The following is a 15,602-nucleotide window of genomic DNA, read 5'->3' on the forward strand; positions in this document are numbered from 1 at the left end:
CAGCCGATCTATTTCTGAGACTCCATCACCGAATCTTTGACCTGCACAGCCTGCTGCTGCTTCTCATTGGTCTTCTTATAACGTCCGGCAATAAATGAGCAGACCATCAGCTGTACCTGATGGAAAATCATCAGCGGCAGCACAATAATCCCCACGGTACTGGCCGGGAACAGGATATTCGCCATCGGCACGCCATTCGCCAGACTCTTCTTCGAACCACAAAACAGCACCACAATCTCATCGGCGCGTTTAAAGCGGAACAGGCGCGAGGCCAGCAGGTTGATAATCAGCACGGCGGTCAGCAGGATGATTGAGCCTGCCACAATCCACAGCAGCGTAATCAACCCAACGCGATGCCAGATGCCGTTAACCACCGCTTCACTGAAGGCGGAGTAGACCACCAGCAGAATCGAGGTCTGGTCGGTTTTGCCAATCAGGCTGCGGTGCTTTTCAACCCAGCCACCGATCCAGCGCCGTGAGAGGTGTCCCAGTACGAAAGGCACCATCAGTTGCAGCATAATCTTCCCGATCTGCTCCAGTCCATCGCTGGGCGCGCTGCTGTGAATATCCATCACCAGGTTCACCAGCAACGGCGAAATAAACACACCCAGCAGGCTTGATGCAGAGGCACTGCATACCGCTGCTGCAACGTTACCGCCCGCCATGGAGGTAAACGCGATAGCGGACTGCACGGTCGCAGGCAGGATACAGAGGTAGATAAAGCCGGTATAAATTTCCGGGCCGACATTAACCGGATGCCACCAGACCAGCAACAGACCCAGCACCGGAAACAGCACAAAGGTGCTGAACATAATCCACAGATGCAACCGCCAGTGACTGCTGCCTGAGATGATCTTTTCACGCGACAACTTGGCACCATGCATAAAGAACAGCAGTGCTATTGCTGCCGTCGCGAGATAGCTGAATATATCAACGTAGATCCCTCTGGCTGGCAGGAAAGAGGCCAGCAGCACGGTGATGATGAGTTTAACCATCATCGGATCGAGTTTTAAAAATCCCATTGTTAAATTCCGGTAAATTTTTCAATAGCGCGATTGTGCGTGAAACCTGTTTAGAAATAAAATTGATTTATTGAATTAATCTATGAGCAGAATCGATGAATTACACCCTGCGTCAGCTACGAACCTTTATTGCGGTGGCTCACTATGGCGGATTCAGCCAGGCAGGGCAGGCGATAGGTCTGAGTCAGTCGGCGGTAAGCCACAGTATTAAAGAGCTGGAAGCGGAAACCGGCGTGCGGTTACTGGATCGAACCACCCGGGAGGTGATGCTGACTGAAGCGGGAAAACAGCTGGCGTCACGCATGGAGCGCCTGCTGGAGGAGATTCATACCACGCTGCTGGATATCCGCAGTTTTGGCGAACAGCGCAGTGGTACCGTCAGGGTGGCAGCCAGCCAGACCATTTCCGCTCATCTGATGCCGCAATGTCTGGCCGCCAGCCAGCAACACTTTCCTGACATCAAAGTGATACTGCACGATCGCGCCCAGCAGTGGGTGCTGCAAAGTGTGCGTAACGCCGAAGTCGATTTCGGGATTGTGATTGGGCCACTCAGCGACAGCGATTTTGACAGCATCGCGATTCTTGATGAGCCTTTCCTGCTGCTATGCCGTGATGATGATCCGCTGGCGCAGGTGGAAAGGGCAGAATGGTCAATGCTGGATGGCCGCACCATGGTGCTTCAGGACTATGCTTCGGGCAGTCGGGTCCTCATTGATGCGGCGATGCAGCAGCAGAATATCAGGGCTGAAGTCGTTCAGGAGATTGGTCATCCCGCTACGCTGTTTCCGATGGTACAGGTGGGGATCGGCATCAGTATTCTGCCCGCGCTGGCGTTACCGTTACCGGCGGATCGCGCATTAACGGTGCGGCGACTATATCCGGAGATCAATCGCAGCCTTACGCTGATCAAGCGTAAAAACCGCTCGCTGACGCCTGCTGCCGAAGCGATCTGGCAGGAGGTGCGCCAGCAGGCGACGCTGCTGGCGCAACAACGCGAGGCCAGGCCCGCATTTTAGATGTAGACATCAATTTTGTTGGTGTCGGTAGGGCGGTTAATCCCGTCTGCTTTGCTCTCACTGACGGACGAGCTGTCACTCTTTGGCTGATCCTGCTCGGCCTGCTTCTGTTCCAGCTGAGCAATCTGTGCCTGCAGCATGGTGATTTGTGACTGATACATCTGCTGCATTTCAGACTTCTGTTCGTCAGTCAGTTCTTTGTTGTCGGCCAGCTCTTTGACTTGCGTTAAGACGTTCTGAATCTGTTTATTCAGCGCCGCGACCTGCGAGGCAACACTGCCGCCACCGCTGTCACCGCCACTGACTGCACTGCTTAGAATTCCGGAAATTGAAGACATCATTTTTCTCCCTGTAAGTTGTCAGATACGTTATCGGCACGCTGTGAAACGACTTGAGAGCTGAAATTGTTAAGGTTGCGAAAAGGTGAGAGCTTATCTGTTAAGCCAATGTCAGTGCAGCAGAAAAAAAACAGGCACCAAAAAGGGCTAAAAGACAGCAGATAAGCTTAAAGCGAGGGGAGCACAGGCCTGTAGCAAAGCATCGCGGGACAGGGACAAAAACGCCGGGAGCGTTTTTGAACAACGCAAAGCGTTGGCCCGTCTGCGGGCGCACCTCAGGGATGAGGTGCGTAATCGCCCGCGCTGAGCCTGCCATGGATGGCGATTTTGCGTCTTTGCGAAAGGCCTGTGCTCCCTGAGCCAGCACTTTGTTTAAAGTCAGAAATAGCTGGAAAAAGCAGTTCCACTCTGAAGCGCAGGAAATCTCTCAATAGCAGAAACGAAAAAAGCGCCTTAAAGGCGCTTTATTCTGAATTGGTGGGTCGTGCAGGATAGCCTCGGCCCGTCGTGGGCCTCGCCCTGCGGGTGATGCTGTCGCATCAGCCTGAATCGCTCCCGGCGATTCAGTCGAACCTGCAGCAGGTTCTCACCCTGCACGGTAAAGTCCGTGCCCCGGAAACGAAAAAAGCGCCTTAAAGGCGCTTTATTCTGAATTGGTGGGTCGTGCAGGATAGCCTCGGCCCGTCGTGGGCCTCGCCCTGCGGGTGATGCTGTCGCATCAGCCTGAATCGCTCCCGGCGATTCAGTCGAACCTGCAGCAGGTTCTCATCCTGCACGGTAAAGTCCGTGCCCCGGAAACGAAAAAAGCGCCTTAAGGCGCTTTATTCTGAATTGGTGGGTCGTGCAGGATTCGAACCTGCGACCAATTGATTAAAAGTCAACTGCTCTACCAACTGAGCTAACGACCCGAAGTGGTGGGTGATGACGGGTTCGAACCGCCGACCCCCTCCTTGTAAGGGAGATGCTCTACCAACTGAGCTAATCACCCACTTCGTACTTCAGTACTACTAACAGGCAAGATATGGTGGGTGATGACGGGTTCGAACCGCCGACCCCCTCCTTGTAAGGGAGATGCTCTACCAACTGAGCTAATCACCCATATCTTCATACCTGTTCACTGCGGGCCACGCTGTTAAGAGTGGTGGGTGATGACGGGTTCGAACCGCCGACCCCCTCCTTGTAAGGGAGATGCTCTACCAACTGAGCTAATCACCCCCGCTGTGTGGAGTCGCATTATAGGGATAGTTGATTTTGAGTCAACGCTTTTTAAAACATAAATGTGCGTTCGGTTTATTTTTAAACACCCTGTCGCGCTTTTAGCCAATGTGCTGGTTTTACTGGCAGAAAAGCCCCTTTTCCCGGGTGGCAACTGGCGGGCATGCATTGAGGATTCACCGTCAGATGCTAGAATGTGCCCACTGTTTTTTCGCGTCTAACCTGTTTTTTGTCATCCAGACAGAGAACCCGCGCATCTAAGGCAATACTCAATGAAAATCAAAACACGCTTCGCGCCCAGCCCGACTGGCTATCTGCATGTAGGTGGCGCCCGTACCGCACTTTACTCCTGGCTCTTTGCCCGTCACAACCAGGGCGAGTTCGTGCTGCGCATTGAAGATACCGATCTGGAGCGCTCCACGCCGGAAGCTATCGAAGCCATCATGGATGGCATGAACTGGCTGAGCCTCGACTGGAATGAAGGCCCTTACTACCAGACAAAACGTTTTGATCGTTACAACGCGGTCATTGATGAAATGCTGGAAGCGGGCACAGCCTATAAATGCTACTGCTCTAAAGAACGTCTGGAAGCGCTGCGTGAAGAGCAGATGGCCAACAACGAAAAGCCGCGTTACGACGGCCGCTGCCGTGACAGCCATGAACATCATGCAGATGATGAGCCGTGCGTTGTGCGTTTCCGCAATCCGCAGGAAGGTTCGGTCATCTTTGACGACCAGATCCGTGGCCCGATTGAGTTCAGCAACCAGGAGCTGGATGATCTGATCATCCGCCGTACCGATGGTTCGCCAACCTACAACTTCTGCGTCGTCGTGGATGACTGGGATATGGGCATCACCCATGTGATTCGCGGTGAAGACCACATCAACAACACGCCACGTCAGATCAACATCCTCAAAGCAATTGGCGCGCAGGTTCCGGTCTATGCCCACGTCTCAATGATCCTGGGTGATGATGGCAAAAAGCTCTCCAAGCGTCATGGCGCGGTAGGGGTGATGCAGTATCGTGATGATGGCTACCTGCCAGAAGCGCTGCTCAACTACCTGGTTCGCCTGGGCTGGTCACATGGCGATCAGGAAATCTTCAGCGTGGCCGAAATGGCTGAGCTCTTTACCCTGGATGCGGTCAGTAAGTCTGCCAGTGCGTTCAACACTGAGAAACTGCAGTGGCTGAACCATCACTACATCAATACGCTGCCGCCAGAATATGTGGCGACACATCTGCAGTGGCATATTGAAGAGCAGAAAATTGATACCCGCACGGGCCCGGAACTGGCGAAGCTGGTTGGTCTGTTAGGCGAGCGCTGCAAAACGCTGAAAGAGATGGCTGCATCCTGCCGCTACTTCTATGAAGACTTTGCAGAATTTGATGCCGATGCCGCGAAGAAACATCTTCGTCCGGTAGCTCGTCAGCCGCTGGAAGTGGTACGCGATAAGCTGGCCGCGATCGAAGAGTGGACGGCTGAAAACGTACATCAGGCTATTCAGAGCACCGCAGATGAGCTGGAAGTCGGGATGGGGAAAGTGGGCATGCCGCTGCGCGTGGCCGTAACCGGTGCCGGTCAGTCACCCGGACTGGATGTCACCGTGGAAGCGATAGGCCGCAGCCGCAGCGTTGCACGTATTGAGCAGGCGCTGGCCTTTATCAGTGAGCGGGAAGCGCAGGCTTAATAAACAGAACCGGAAGCTTCGCGCTTCCGGTTTTTACTCTTCAGTAATATCCAGACGCTGCAACATGCCTTTAATACCTATCCGTAATATCAGCGCTGACAGCTGCTCCTGTTCAGCCTGACTCATTTGTGGAACCGCATTCACCAACAGTGCCGTCAGTGAATCTGCCGGAACCCTGTACATTGCGGCGGGTTCGTGCAGGCTACGCGTCGAATGGATAAATTTTTCTACGCGATCATCGACATGAATCAATCGCGCCTTGCCGCCCTGAATGCCGGGTCTGGGCAGGGTGGTCCAGTTTTCGCGCTTAATCCATTTGTTCACTGTCTGTCGGCTCAGGCCCGTCTCTGAGGCGAGTTCTTCGGGTGTTAACCATTCCTTTTTCATCATACCTTCCCTGATAAATACACCTTACTCTTCGCTGATTCCCAGTCGCTGCAAAACGCCCTTGATACCTTCGCGTAAGATTAGTGCAGTGAATTGATCCTGCTCGTCCTGAGTCATTTGCTGGACGGAACTTATTAATAACGCAGGTAATGAATTAGACGGAGTGCCATAAGTTGCCGTCGGCTCGTTAAGGTTACGGGTCGACTGAATAAAACTTTTCACGCGCTCATCAATGTGAATCAATCGGGCTTTACCGCCTTGCACACCGGGCTTCGGCGTGGTCGTCCAGTTTTCCCGCTTGATCCATTTATTCACCGTTTGCCGACTGTAACCCGTCTCTGCAGCCAGCTCTTCGGGGGTAAGCCATTCCTTTTTCACGATGCAGTCCCTGATTAATACATTAGCAGGACATATTACAGCAAAACGTAACGGGTGAAAGTAACTGAAGCTGAAATTGCCTTTTGTCTCTCGACAAAAGGCAAAACATCATTACTGAGGATTACTGGCGGGTTCAGCGGCAGGGCGGAATGCAAGGAAATAGGCCAGACCAACGAACACGGCACCACCCACGGCATTGCCTGAGAAGACGGCAATAAAATTAGGGAAGTACTCTGCCCAGCTCATCTGACCGGCAAAAATGGCGGCCGGAATAATAAACATGTTAGCGACAACGTGCTGGAAGCCAATGGCCACAAATGCCATCACCGGGAACCACATGCCGAAGATCTTGCCGACCACATCTTTACTGGCAAAAGCCAGCCATACCGCCAGGCAAACCAGCCAGTTACAGCCGATGCCGGAAATAAAGGCGTGCAGGAAATCAGCGTGGACTTTTGCAGAAGCGATAGCAACGGTCTTCTTCAGGTAATCGCCCTCGGTCATACCCAGCATGTGACCAAAGAACCAGGCGACAGCCACGCTGCCGAGAAAGTTAGCCAGGGTAACCCAGAACCAGTTGCGCGCCACGCTCATAAAGCTGATGCGACGGGCGAACCAGGCCACCGGTAAGGTCATCATATTACCGGTCAGCAGTTCACCACCCGCCAGCACGGTCATGATGATCCCCACCGGAAAGACCGCGGCACCTAACAGGCCACCAAAAGAGCCCCATTCAGCGGGAAGGGTGTTGATCACGTGAAGATCCAGCAGGAAGCCGGTCGCAATAAATGCGCCCGCCATAAAGCCGAGAATCAGAAGGATGCTGACAGGTGCACGGCTTTTAGCCACGCCTGACTGGATCGCCAGTTGTGCGATTTCTTTAGGTGTATGCAGCGACATAGTATCTCAGTAGTTTTTTTATGATTAATGGGACGATAACGCCTGGTGGACGCGTGGTGCGCGGGAGAGGGTCCCGGGTACCACTAAATTAGCGGGCTAAGTTTTGCATGCGAAAAAGCCGAAGACAAGAAAATTCCTATAACATATTTAACCGTGAATTAACCTGACGGCAGACTGAATAACAGTTAAAAAACGGTCCTGTGTGAACAGACACGATTTTCCCCTGCAGCATGCTGCTGAAACTTCGCAGGTTGCCGCCTTTTTCAGCGATCAAACAGAGAATGTCATTTTGCCGTTGACACCCCGGAGGGGGTTTCATATTATGCCGTCCGTCGCTTAACGCGACAGTTTTTCGGTTCGGGGCTATAGCTCAGCTGGGAGAGCGCCTGCATGGCATGCAGGAGGTCAGCGGTTCGATCCCGCTTAGCTCCACCAAACTTCTTCCCAAAAGTTTGGCACTGAAAAACGATTCCAGATGTGGGGGTATAGCTCAGCTGGGAGAGCGCTTGCATGGCATGCAAGAGGTCAGCGGTTCGATCCCGCTTATCTCCACCATTTTCTGACACGCCGTTGTCAAAATCCTTTCTGATTAATCTCTTATTCGCCAGTTGCTGCGGATCCCAACGCTATTGCTTTGCCATTCACGCTGCTGCGCACGCTTAAATACGTTATTACCGGCATGACCTGTCATGACATCCGATGCTGTTTGCGGTACGTTGTGCCGCCTGTCGTGCACGATCTGAATGCAGATGTAACATGTGCAATGAAAGAGGTAACGCGGGAAAGGGGAATCAGCGGGAAGCAGAGCAAGGATAGAGCAGAAAGAGAAGGGCGAGACCTGCTCGCCCTTTGATGCTTAGAGTAGTGCGCAGAACCGTGCTTAGAACGCCAGAACCAGACCGGCGATAGCGGCGGAAAGCACGCTGACCAGCGTAGAGCCGTACAGCAGCTTCAGACCAAAGCGGGAAACCACGTTACCCTGTTCTTCGTTCAGACCTTTAATCGCACCGGCCACGATGCCGATGGAAGAGAAGTTAGCGAACGAGACCAGGAACACAGAAAGAATACCTTCTGAATGTGGCGACAGCTGACCCGCGATTTTCTGCAGATCCATCATGGCAACAAACTCATTCGACACCAGCTTGGTCGCCATAATACTGCCGACCTGCAACGCTTCGCCAGCAGGCACGCCCATCACCCAGGCAAACGGATAGAAGACAAAGCCGAGAACGCCCTGGAAGGAGATGCCGAAGATCAGATCAAACAGCGCATTCAGACCTGAAATCAGCGCGATAAAACCAATCAGCATGGCGGCAACGATAATCGCGACACGGAAACCGGCCAGGATATACTCGCCCAGCATCTCAAAGAAGCTCTGGCCTTTGTGCAGATCCTGCAACTGCAGATCTTCTTCGTTTTCTACACGATAAGGGTTGATCAGCGACAGCACGATAAAGGTGCTGAACATGTTGAGCACCAGCGCGGCGACTACATACTTCGGCTGCAGCATGGTCATGTAGGCGCCGACAATCGACATCGATACGGTCGACATCGCGGTCGCGGCCATGGTGTACATGCGGCGCTGTGACATTTGGCCCAGGATATCTTTATAGGCGATGAAGTTTTCTGATTGTCCCAGTATCAGAGAACTCACGGCGTTGAAAGATTCCAGTTTTCCCATGCCATTCACTTTCGACAGTACGGTACCAATACCGCGAATCACCCATGGCAGGATACGGAAATGCTGCAGAATACCGATCAGCGCAGAGATAAAGACGATAGGGCACAATACGTTAAGGAAGAAGAAGGCCAGACCTTTGTCGCTCATGTTGCCAAAGACGAAGTTAGTACCCTCAGCGGCATACTTCAGCAGATGGTCAAAGAAGCCCGCGAATCCTTTGACGAAACCGAGTCCCGCTTCTGAGTTCAGGAAGAACCAGGCGAGCACAATTTCAATCACCAGTAGCTGTATAATGTAGCGAATGCGAATGCTTTTACGATCGTGACTAACCAGCAAGGCGAGTATCCCGACCACCACCAGTGCTAAAAGAAATTGCAAAATATGGGACATGGTTGCTCCAAATTTGAGGAGGGTTGTATTTTGTTGCGTATTCTATGTAACGCGTTACTTAAAAACGAGATCTGAACCACAATATAAGTATTCGCTATCGTTATATTTTCCAGAAAAGTTCCAGAGATCACGTCCTGTTTACAAATACTTCACTTCAGATAACCACATAATTATTGTCTGAATTTTACACCGGGCGTAAAGTGACACTATTGCTCACATTTTTAGCAATCACATCCTTTACTGTAATGTATAGCAATGGCTATACTTTATAGCAGCATCTATTACACCGATAACAATAAACGAATTTCACTTGCACCTGCTAACCCCTAAGCTGCCGGGGCAGGCAAATGTTCAGACAGGGTACCGGATATGTTTGAAAGTCGTACCGCCGAGCGCGCCGCTCGCGGAGTCAGAAAAGTCAAACTCGCACTACTGGGGCCCGCTTTTATCGCCGCTATCGGCTATATCGATCCGGGCAACTTTGCGACCAACATTCAGGCGGGCGCTGCTTACGGCTACAAATTGCTGTGGGTGGTGGTATGGGCCAACATCATGGCCATGCTGATTCAGCTGATGTCAGCCAAGCTGGGTATCGCTACCGGCAAAAACCTCGCTGAACACATTCGCGATCGTTTTCCCCGGCCCGCCGTCTGGTTTTACTGGGTGCAGGCGGAAATTATCGCGATGGCCACTGACCTGGCGGAATTTATCGGAGCCGCGCTGGGGTTCAAACTGCTGCTCGGTATTTCTTTGATGCAGGGCGCGGTGCTGACAGGCATCGCCACGTTCCTGATATTGATGTTACAGAGCCGTGGGCAAAAGCCGCTGGAGCTGGTGATTGGCGGACTGCTGCTGTTTGTGGCGGCGGCCTATATCGTTGAACTCTTTTTCTCACAACCCAGTGTCAAAGAGCTGGTGATCGGCATGGCGCTGCCCGCGTTACCAACGTCGGATGCCGTATTCCTGGCGGCGGGTGTGCTGGGTGCGACCATTATGCCGCACGTGATTTACCTGCACTCCGCGCTAACGCAGGGCAAAAGTGAGGACAGCAAAGGTCAGCGGTACTCCTCAACTAAACTGGATGTGGCGATTGCCATGACCATCGCCGGATTTGTTAACCTGGCGATGATGGCGACTGCCGCAGCGGCGTTTCACTTCAGCGGGCACAGTAAAATCGCTGAACTCGATCAGGCCTATCTGACGCTGCAACCGCTGTTAGGTCAGGCGGCGGCGACGGTGTTTGGTCTGAGCCTGGTGGCCGCCGGATTATCTTCAACGGTGGTCGGTACGCTGGCGGGGCAGGTGGTGATGCAGGGCTTTATCCACTTCCATATTCCCCTGTGGGTGCGCCGAACCGTCACCATGCTGCCCTCTTTTATTGTCATCTGGGCCGGCTGGGACCCGACAAGGGTGCTGGTGATGAGTCAGGTGCTGCTGAGTTTCGGTATTGCGCTGGCGTTGATTCCGCTGCTCTCCTTTACCGGCAACCGCGAGCTGATGGGCGATGATATGGTTAACTCGCGTCTGATGCAGAACACCGGGCGACTGATCGTGTTGCTGGTGATTACGCTGAATCTTTACCTGCTGGTGGGTGAAGCGCTGGGGCTGTAGCGGTTATGGTAAACAAGAAAACGCCCGGCTATGCCGGGCATTTTCTTGTTGGCAACGTCTGGCCAGGTTCGCAGTGATACCGAGCCAGCGCAGGAAACACGGTCAGATCGGAAAGACGCAAAATCCGTCATCCATGACATGCTCGGCCCGCGCGATTACGCACCTCATCCCTGAGGTGCGCCCGTAGCCGGGCCAACGCGTTGCGTTGTTCAAAAACGCTCCCGGCGTTTTTGTCCATGGCGCGGGACGCTTTCCTCTTCTGACCGTGTTCCCTGCGCGTTGAGTTTATGCGTTGCGGCCAGAATCACACTGATTGAAGTCTTTGTGTTGTCTGAAACGCCCGGTTCTGCCGGGCGTTTTTATTAATGGCGATCGTGTCCGTGATGGTCTGGACCGCGATGGTCAGGACCACGACGGTCATGGTGATCCCAGCCACGATCACGATCGCGGCGATACTGATGTTCCCAGCGACGCTCACGGTCGCGCTCATGCCAGCGGCGTTCGCGCTCCCACTGCTGCTGACGACGCCACTCTTCGTGTCGCCACCAGCGGCGTTCGTTGTAAGAATAGCGGTCGTTCCACCAGCGCGGTTCACGCCAGCGACCACCATCCCAGTAATAGCCACGGCGATCGCGATCGCCAAGATTCAGGGTGACGCCGGGGGCCAGAGTAATAGAGGCACTGGAGGCCTGGGCTGTGTGGTGTGCCAGCGGCGACAACAGGGCCAGCAGGGCAGCAAAAATAAGGGCTCTTTTCATTTTCTTCTCCTCATCAACAGTCTGATGCTGTTGCGGCGCAGCGATTATGCCTGCGTATTGCTGTTGTTACCGCATCATTGTGTCGGAAGATTGTGAGGAAATTGGGGAGAGAAAGGGGTTTGAGACTATTCTGGCGCAGAAAACGCCCGGCCTCAGCCGGGCGCTAAAACCGTTACAGCAGCGCCGCGTCAATCGCAGCTAACTCGCTGTCGCTGAACTGACGGCGAGCGAGCATCGCCACCGCGTCATCGATCTGGGCTGTTTTGCTGGCTCCGATCAGTACTGAAGTCACACGCTCATCGCGCAGCACCCACGCCAGCGCCATCTGCGCCAGCTTCTGTTCGCGCTGCTGCGCAATAGCATTAAGCTTGCGGACTTTCTCCATCTTCTCATCCGTCAGCTGGTTCTCATTCAGGAACTTGCTGCCGCTGGCCGCGCGCGAATCTTCCGGAATGCCCTGCAGATAGCGATCGGTGAGCACGCCGCCTGCCAGCGGAGAGAAGGCGATACAGCCGACGCCCGCATCGCCCAGCGTCTGAATCAATCCCTGCTCAGGTGTGCGTTCAAACATCGAATAGCGCGGCTGGTGAATCAGACAAGGGGTGCCTAGATCGCGCAGGATAGCTATCGCTTCGGCGGCGAGATCGGCCGGATAGTTTGAAAGGGCAGCGTAAAGCGCTTTGCCCTGGCGCACCACATGGTCCAGCGCGCGCATTGTCTCTTCCAGCGGGGTTTCCGGATCGGGACGGTGATGATAGAAAATATCCACATACTCCAGCCCCATTCGCTTCAGGCTCTGATCCAGACTGGCGACCAGATATTTACGCGAACCCCAATCCCCATAAGGCCCCTGCCACATGGTATAGCCCGCTTTAGTGGAGATGATCAGCTCATCACGATGGGCACGAAAATCTTCCCGCAGAATACGCCCGAAGTTCTCTTCTGCTGAGCCAGGGGGTGGACCGTAATTGTTGGCTAAGTCGAAGTGCGTGATGCCAAGGTCAAACGCATGACGCAGCAGCTCACGGCTGTTATCGACCCGGGTACTGTCACCAAAGTTATGCCACAGTCCCAGCGAAATGGCGGGCAGTTTGATTCCGCTGCGGCCGCTGCGGCGATATTCCATCTGTTGATAGCGATCGGGATGAGGGAAAAGGGACATTCAGCGCTCCTGGGTAAAAACGGGGATATGTGCCAAAAGTCTATCAGTGTATACGGTTACACTCAGTGACAGCGCGCTGCAATTCGCATTTTTACAGAATATTCCGCCAGCGTAACGTCGCCTTTCCAGCCATTGCGGCTGGCTAAAATAGCGGCACGCCTCGCTAATTTCATCCTGTGTCAGATACTTAACCCGACTCTTCCCTGAAAGGAATGCGCAATGTCCACTTTTACTGTTGGAGATTATCTGCTGACCCGTCTGCAGGAGATTGGTGTAAAGCATCTGTTTGGCGTGCCGGGCGACTATAACCTGCAATTTCTTGACCACGTCATCGCCCATCCGGCCATCAACTGGGTAGGCTGCGCTAATGAGCTTAACGCAGCCTATGCGGCAGACGGTTATGCACGCTGCAACGGCGCGGGAGCGCTATTGACCACGTTTGGTGTGGGCGAGCTCAGCGCGATTAATGGCATTGCGGGCAGTTATGCCGAGTATCTGCCGGTGATCCATATCGTTGGCGCGCCTGCGACGCAGGCCCAGTTGCAGGGGGATTGTGTTCATCATTCGCTGGGCGATGGCGATTTCCAGCATTTTATTCGCATGGCCACAGAAGTCAGTGCGGCAACGGCACAGCTTACCGCCGACAACGCCACGGCTGAGATTGATCGGGTGATCGTCAGTGCGCTGCAGGCCCGTCGTCCCGGCTATTTGTCGCTGGCCGTCGACGTGGCGGCCATGGAGGTGCAGCCACCCGCGCAGCCCCTGAACAGTCATCAATCCTCTTCGCCCGCTGCGCGTCGCGCTTTCAGCGACGCGGCGGAACGTTTGCTGGCACCGGCGCAGCGGGTTTCACTCCTGGCCGATTTTCTTGCGCTGCGCTGGCAGCAGCAGTCCGCACTGGCCGCGCTGCGTGAACAGTGTGCGATTCCCTGTGCCAGCCTGCTGATGGGCAAGGGGGTTCTGGATGAACAGCAGCCGGGTTACGTCGGTACCTATGCCGGTGAGGCCAGCGCAGGTCAGGTGTGCGAACAGATCGAGCAGGTGGATGTGGCGATCTGCGTCGGGGTGCGATTTACCGACACCATTACTGCAGGCTTCACGCAGCAGTTTAACCCTGAGCGGCTGATTGATCTGCAGCCCCTCAGCGCCAGCGTGGGCGGTGAACGTTTTGCGCCACTGTCGATGGCGGATGCGCTGAGCGAACTGCTGCCGCTGTTTGAACGCTATGGCCAGCAGTGGCAACCCGGTGCCACGCCGCCCGCCGCGCAGCCTGCAGAACCGGCGGCGGTGATCAGCCAGCAGGCGTTCTGGCAGGCGATGCAGGCATTCCTGCAACCCGGCGACCTTATTCTGGCCGAGCAGGGGACAGCCGCCTTTGGGGCCGCCGCGTTAAGATTGCCCTCGCAGGCGCAGCTGGTGGTTCAGCCATTATGGGGATCAATCGGCTATACTCTTCCGGCAGCATTTGGCGCGCAGACTGCCGATCCTGATCGCCGGGTTATCCTGATCATCGGAGACGGTTCGGCGCAGCTGACAATTCAGGAACTGGGTTCGATGCTGCGTGACCAGCAGCAACTGATACTCTTTTTGCTGAATAATGAAGGCTATACCGTCGAACGGGCGATTCACGGCGCAACACAACGTTACAATGATATTGCCCAGTGGAACTGGACGGCCTTACCGCACGCCCTTAGCCTGCAGGGCCAGGCGCAGAGCTGGCGTATCAGTGAAACGGTGCAGTTAGAGGAAGTGATGGCGCGACTCTCAGAGCCGAAGTGGCTCTCTCTGGTTGAAGTCGTCATGCAGAAAGAGGATTTGCCGCCACTGCTACGAAAAGTCACCGCCTGCCTGAATCAACGCAACGGCGGCTAAGATTCAGATAGTTGCCGCTGTGCAGGGTGGACTATCGCGGTTAGGCTGTAGCACACCTGAGTAAGACGCTCACCAATCGCACCGGTGAGCGTTGTTGTTTTATGGGCAGAATTTTATAGTGTCCTCCAACTCTTAAGACCCCAAGCGGAGCAACAGAAGAATGACAACCTATGCCTTGGTCGGCGATGTCGGCGGTACTAACGCACGCCTCGCCCTGTGTGAGGTGGAAAGCGGCAGCATCACCCAGGCCAAAACATTCTCAACATCAGAATACGACAGCCTCGAAGCCGTCATCCGCCACTATCTTGATGAACAACAGCAGGACGTTAAAGATGGCTGTATTGCCATTGCCTGCCCGATTACCGATGACTGGGTTGAAATGACCAACCATGACTGGGCGTTTTCCACGCGCAAGCTCAAAGAGAACATCGGTTTTGAACACCTGGAAATCATTAACGACTTCACTGCGGTATCTATGGCGATCCCGATGCTGACCGCCGAAAACGTGATTCAGTTTGGCGGTACAGAGCCAGTCAAAGATAAACCTATCGCGATTTATGGTGCCGGCACCGGATTAGGCGTCAGCCATCTGGTGCATGTGGACAAGCGCTGGGTCAGCCTGCCAGGTGAGGGCGGTCATGTCGACTTCGCTGCCAACAGCGAAGAAGAAGATCAGATCCTGGAAGTGCTGCGCGAAGAGCTGGGCCATGTTTCAGCGGAACGTGTGCTGTCAGGTGCCGGTCTGGTTAACCTCTATCGTGCGATTGTTAAAGTGGATAATCGCGTGCCGGAAAACCTGAAGCCGAAAGATGTCAGCCAGCGTGCGCTGGATGACAGCTGCACCGACTGCCGTCGCGCGCTGTCAATGTTCTGCGTCATCATGGGCCGTTTCGGCGGCAACCTGGCGCTGAATCTTGGCACCTTTGGTGGTGTCTATATTGCCGGTGGCATCGTGCCACGCTTCCTGGAGTTCTTTAAGTCGTCGGGTTTCCGTGCGGCGTTTGAAGATAAAGGCCGCTTCCGCGACTATGTTGCCAGCATCCCGGTTTATATGATTACGCACGACCAGCCTGGCCTGCTGGGCGCGGGCGCGCATCTGCGCCAGACGCTGGGTCGCGAAATCTGATTCTGCTTTACCTCGCGCGCGTACTGCCATTCTGCGCGCGAGCGATTTTCCCGATCGG

At 54.4% G+C, this 15,602-nt stretch carries 13 protein-coding genes, 6 tRNA genes and 2 other RNA genes; 7 read left to right on the forward strand and 14 right to left on the reverse strand.

Annotated elements, in window-relative coordinates; translation table 11 throughout:
- Positions 1-8 precede the first annotated feature (8 nt).
- Complete coding sequence (locus ACXKZD_RS05370) at positions 9-1,022, reverse strand: bile acid:sodium symporter family protein (protein ID WP_010671370.1); 1,014 nt, start codon at positions 1,020-1,022, stop codon at positions 9-11.
- Positions 1,023-1,117: 95 nt separating this feature from the next.
- On the opposite strand from ACXKZD_RS05370, the gene ACXKZD_RS05375 reads away from it, so the two are divergent.
- A complete protein-coding gene (locus tag ACXKZD_RS05375) occupies positions 1,118-2,038 on the forward strand; it encodes a LysR family transcriptional regulator (RefSeq protein ID WP_010259882.1) in 921 nt (306 codons plus the stop codon).
- Here the strand turns inward: ACXKZD_RS05375 and ACXKZD_RS05380 are convergent.
- The 7 genes from ACXKZD_RS05380 to ACXKZD_RS05410 all read right to left on the reverse strand — a co-directional run bounded on the left by ACXKZD_RS05380 (position 2,035) and on the right by ACXKZD_RS05410 (position 3,591).
- Positions 2,035-2,376: a FlxA-like family protein gene (locus tag ACXKZD_RS05380; RefSeq protein ID WP_010259880.1), complete on the reverse strand. Its 342-nt coding sequence runs from the start codon at positions 2,374-2,376 to the stop codon at positions 2,035-2,037. The genes ACXKZD_RS05375 and ACXKZD_RS05380 overlap by 4 nt on opposite strands.
- A 475-nt stretch (positions 2,377-2,851) precedes the next feature.
- Positions 2,852-2,987: non-coding RNA, RtT sRNA (locus tag ACXKZD_RS05385), on the reverse strand.
- 43 nt (positions 2,988-3,030) lie between these two features.
- A non-coding RNA gene (locus ACXKZD_RS05390) (RtT sRNA) lies at positions 3,031-3,166 on the reverse strand.
- 42 nt (positions 3,167-3,208) lie between these two features.
- A tRNA-Lys gene (locus ACXKZD_RS05395) sits at positions 3,209-3,284 on the reverse strand.
- A gap of 4 nt (positions 3,285-3,288) precedes the next feature.
- Positions 3,289-3,364 (reverse strand) — tRNA-Val (locus ACXKZD_RS05400).
- Positions 3,365-3,398: 34 nt separating this feature from the next.
- Positions 3,399-3,474, reverse strand: a tRNA-Val gene (locus ACXKZD_RS05405).
- 41 nt (positions 3,475-3,515) lie between these two features.
- A tRNA-Val gene (locus tag ACXKZD_RS05410) sits at positions 3,516-3,591 on the reverse strand.
- Positions 3,592-3,863: 272 nt separating this feature from the next.
- Here ACXKZD_RS05410 and gltX point away from each other — a divergent pair.
- Entirely contained in the window at positions 3,864-5,279 is a 1,416-nt protein-coding gene (gene gltX, locus ACXKZD_RS05415; RefSeq protein WP_010257834.1) for a glutamate--tRNA ligase, read from the forward strand.
- A gap of 33 nt (positions 5,280-5,312) precedes the next feature.
- Here the strand turns inward: gltX and ACXKZD_RS05420 are convergent, their stop codons facing one another.
- The 3 genes from ACXKZD_RS05420 to ACXKZD_RS05430 form a co-directional block, all read right to left on the reverse strand.
- Complete coding sequence (locus ACXKZD_RS05420; RefSeq protein ID WP_010257835.1) at positions 5,313-5,666, reverse strand: YfeC-like transcriptional regulator; 354 nt, start codon at positions 5,664-5,666, stop codon at positions 5,313-5,315.
- 24 nt (positions 5,667-5,690) lie between these two features.
- Entirely contained in the window at positions 5,691-6,044 is a 354-nt protein-coding gene (locus tag ACXKZD_RS05425; protein WP_010257838.1) for a YfeC-like transcriptional regulator, read from the reverse strand.
- 111 nt (positions 6,045-6,155) lie between these two features.
- Entirely contained in the window at positions 6,156-6,944 is a 789-nt protein-coding gene (locus ACXKZD_RS05430) for a formate/nitrite transporter family protein (protein ID WP_010257841.1), read from the reverse strand.
- A gap of 359 nt (positions 6,945-7,303) precedes the next feature.
- Between ACXKZD_RS05430 and ACXKZD_RS05435 the strand changes: the two genes are divergently transcribed.
- Positions 7,304-7,379 (forward strand) — tRNA-Ala (locus tag ACXKZD_RS05435).
- Positions 7,380-7,423: 44 nt separating this feature from the next.
- Positions 7,424-7,499: transfer RNA gene (locus ACXKZD_RS05440), tRNA-Ala, on the forward strand.
- A 325-nt stretch (positions 7,500-7,824) separates the two neighbouring features.
- Here ACXKZD_RS05440 and ACXKZD_RS05445 read toward each other — a convergent pair.
- Positions 7,825-9,015 (reverse strand): NupC/NupG family nucleoside CNT transporter, encoded by a 1,191-nt coding sequence (locus ACXKZD_RS05445; RefSeq protein WP_010671371.1) that lies wholly within the window; start codon positions 9,013-9,015, stop codon positions 7,825-7,827.
- 369 nt (positions 9,016-9,384) lie between these two features.
- Between ACXKZD_RS05445 and ACXKZD_RS05450 the strand changes: the two genes are divergently transcribed.
- Positions 9,385-10,626 (forward strand): Nramp family divalent metal transporter, encoded by a 1,242-nt coding sequence (locus ACXKZD_RS05450; protein ID WP_010257845.1) that lies wholly within the window; start codon positions 9,385-9,387, stop codon positions 10,624-10,626.
- A gap of 362 nt (positions 10,627-10,988) precedes the next feature.
- On the opposite strand, the gene ACXKZD_RS05455 is transcribed toward ACXKZD_RS05450, so the two are convergent.
- Positions 10,989-11,384 (reverse strand): DUF2502 domain-containing protein, encoded by a 396-nt coding sequence (locus tag ACXKZD_RS05455; RefSeq protein WP_010257849.1) that lies wholly within the window; start codon positions 11,382-11,384, stop codon positions 10,989-10,991.
- Between the two features lie 172 nt (positions 11,385-11,556).
- Entirely contained in the window at positions 11,557-12,546 is a 990-nt protein-coding gene (gene mgrA, locus ACXKZD_RS05460; protein ID WP_010257851.1) for an L-glyceraldehyde 3-phosphate reductase, read from the reverse strand.
- Between the two features lie 219 nt (positions 12,547-12,765).
- Here mgrA and ipdC point away from each other — a divergent pair, with 219 nt between their 5' ends.
- Positions 12,766-14,418, forward strand: coding sequence for an indolepyruvate decarboxylase (ipdC, locus tag ACXKZD_RS05465; RefSeq protein WP_488981917.1), 1,653 nt, complete (start codon positions 12,766-12,768; stop codon positions 14,416-14,418).
- Between the two features lie 160 nt (positions 14,419-14,578).
- Complete coding sequence (gene glk, locus ACXKZD_RS05470; RefSeq protein WP_010257856.1) at positions 14,579-15,544, forward strand: glucokinase; 966 nt, start codon at positions 14,579-14,581, stop codon at positions 15,542-15,544.
- Positions 15,545-15,602 lie beyond the last annotated feature (58 nt).

This window comes from Pantoea sp. ABR1s (assembly GCF_057812235.1).

Coding starts and splice junctions, on each gene's coding strand:
- ACXKZD_RS05370 (WP_010671370.1), bottom strand. CDS start 1,022: ATGGGATTTTTAAAACTCGATCCGATGATGGTTAAACTCATCATCACC.
- ACXKZD_RS05375 (WP_010259882.1), top strand. CDS start 1,118: ATGAATTACACCCTGCGTCAGCTACGAACCTTTATTGCGGTGGCTCAC.
- ACXKZD_RS05380 (WP_010259880.1), bottom strand. CDS start 2,376: ATGTCTTCAATTTCCGGAATTCTAAGCAGTGCAGTCAGTGGCGGTGAC.
- gltX (WP_010257834.1), top strand. CDS start 3,864: ATGAAAATCAAAACACGCTTCGCGCCCAGCCCGACTGGCTATCTGCAT.
- ACXKZD_RS05420 (WP_010257835.1), bottom strand. CDS start 5,666: ATGAAAAAGGAATGGTTAACACCCGAAGAACTCGCCTCAGAGACGGGC.
- ACXKZD_RS05430 (WP_010257841.1), bottom strand. CDS start 6,944: ATGTCGCTGCATACACCTAAAGAAATCGCACAACTGGCGATCCAGTCA.
- ACXKZD_RS05445 (WP_010671371.1), bottom strand. CDS start 9,015: ATGTCCCATATTTTGCAATTTCTTTTAGCACTGGTGGTGGTCGGGATA.
- ACXKZD_RS05450 (WP_010257845.1), top strand. CDS start 9,385: ATGTTTGAAAGTCGTACCGCCGAGCGCGCCGCTCGCGGAGTCAGAAAA.
- ACXKZD_RS05455 (WP_010257849.1), bottom strand. CDS start 11,384: ATGAAAAGAGCCCTTATTTTTGCTGCCCTGCTGGCCCTGTTGTCGCCG.
- mgrA (WP_010257851.1), bottom strand. CDS start 12,546: ATGTCCCTTTTCCCTCATCCCGATCGCTATCAACAGATGGAATATCGC.
- ipdC (WP_488981917.1), top strand. CDS start 12,766: ATGTCCACTTTTACTGTTGGAGATTATCTGCTGACCCGTCTGCAGGAG.
- glk (WP_010257856.1), top strand. CDS start 14,579: ATGACAACCTATGCCTTGGTCGGCGATGTCGGCGGTACTAACGCACGC.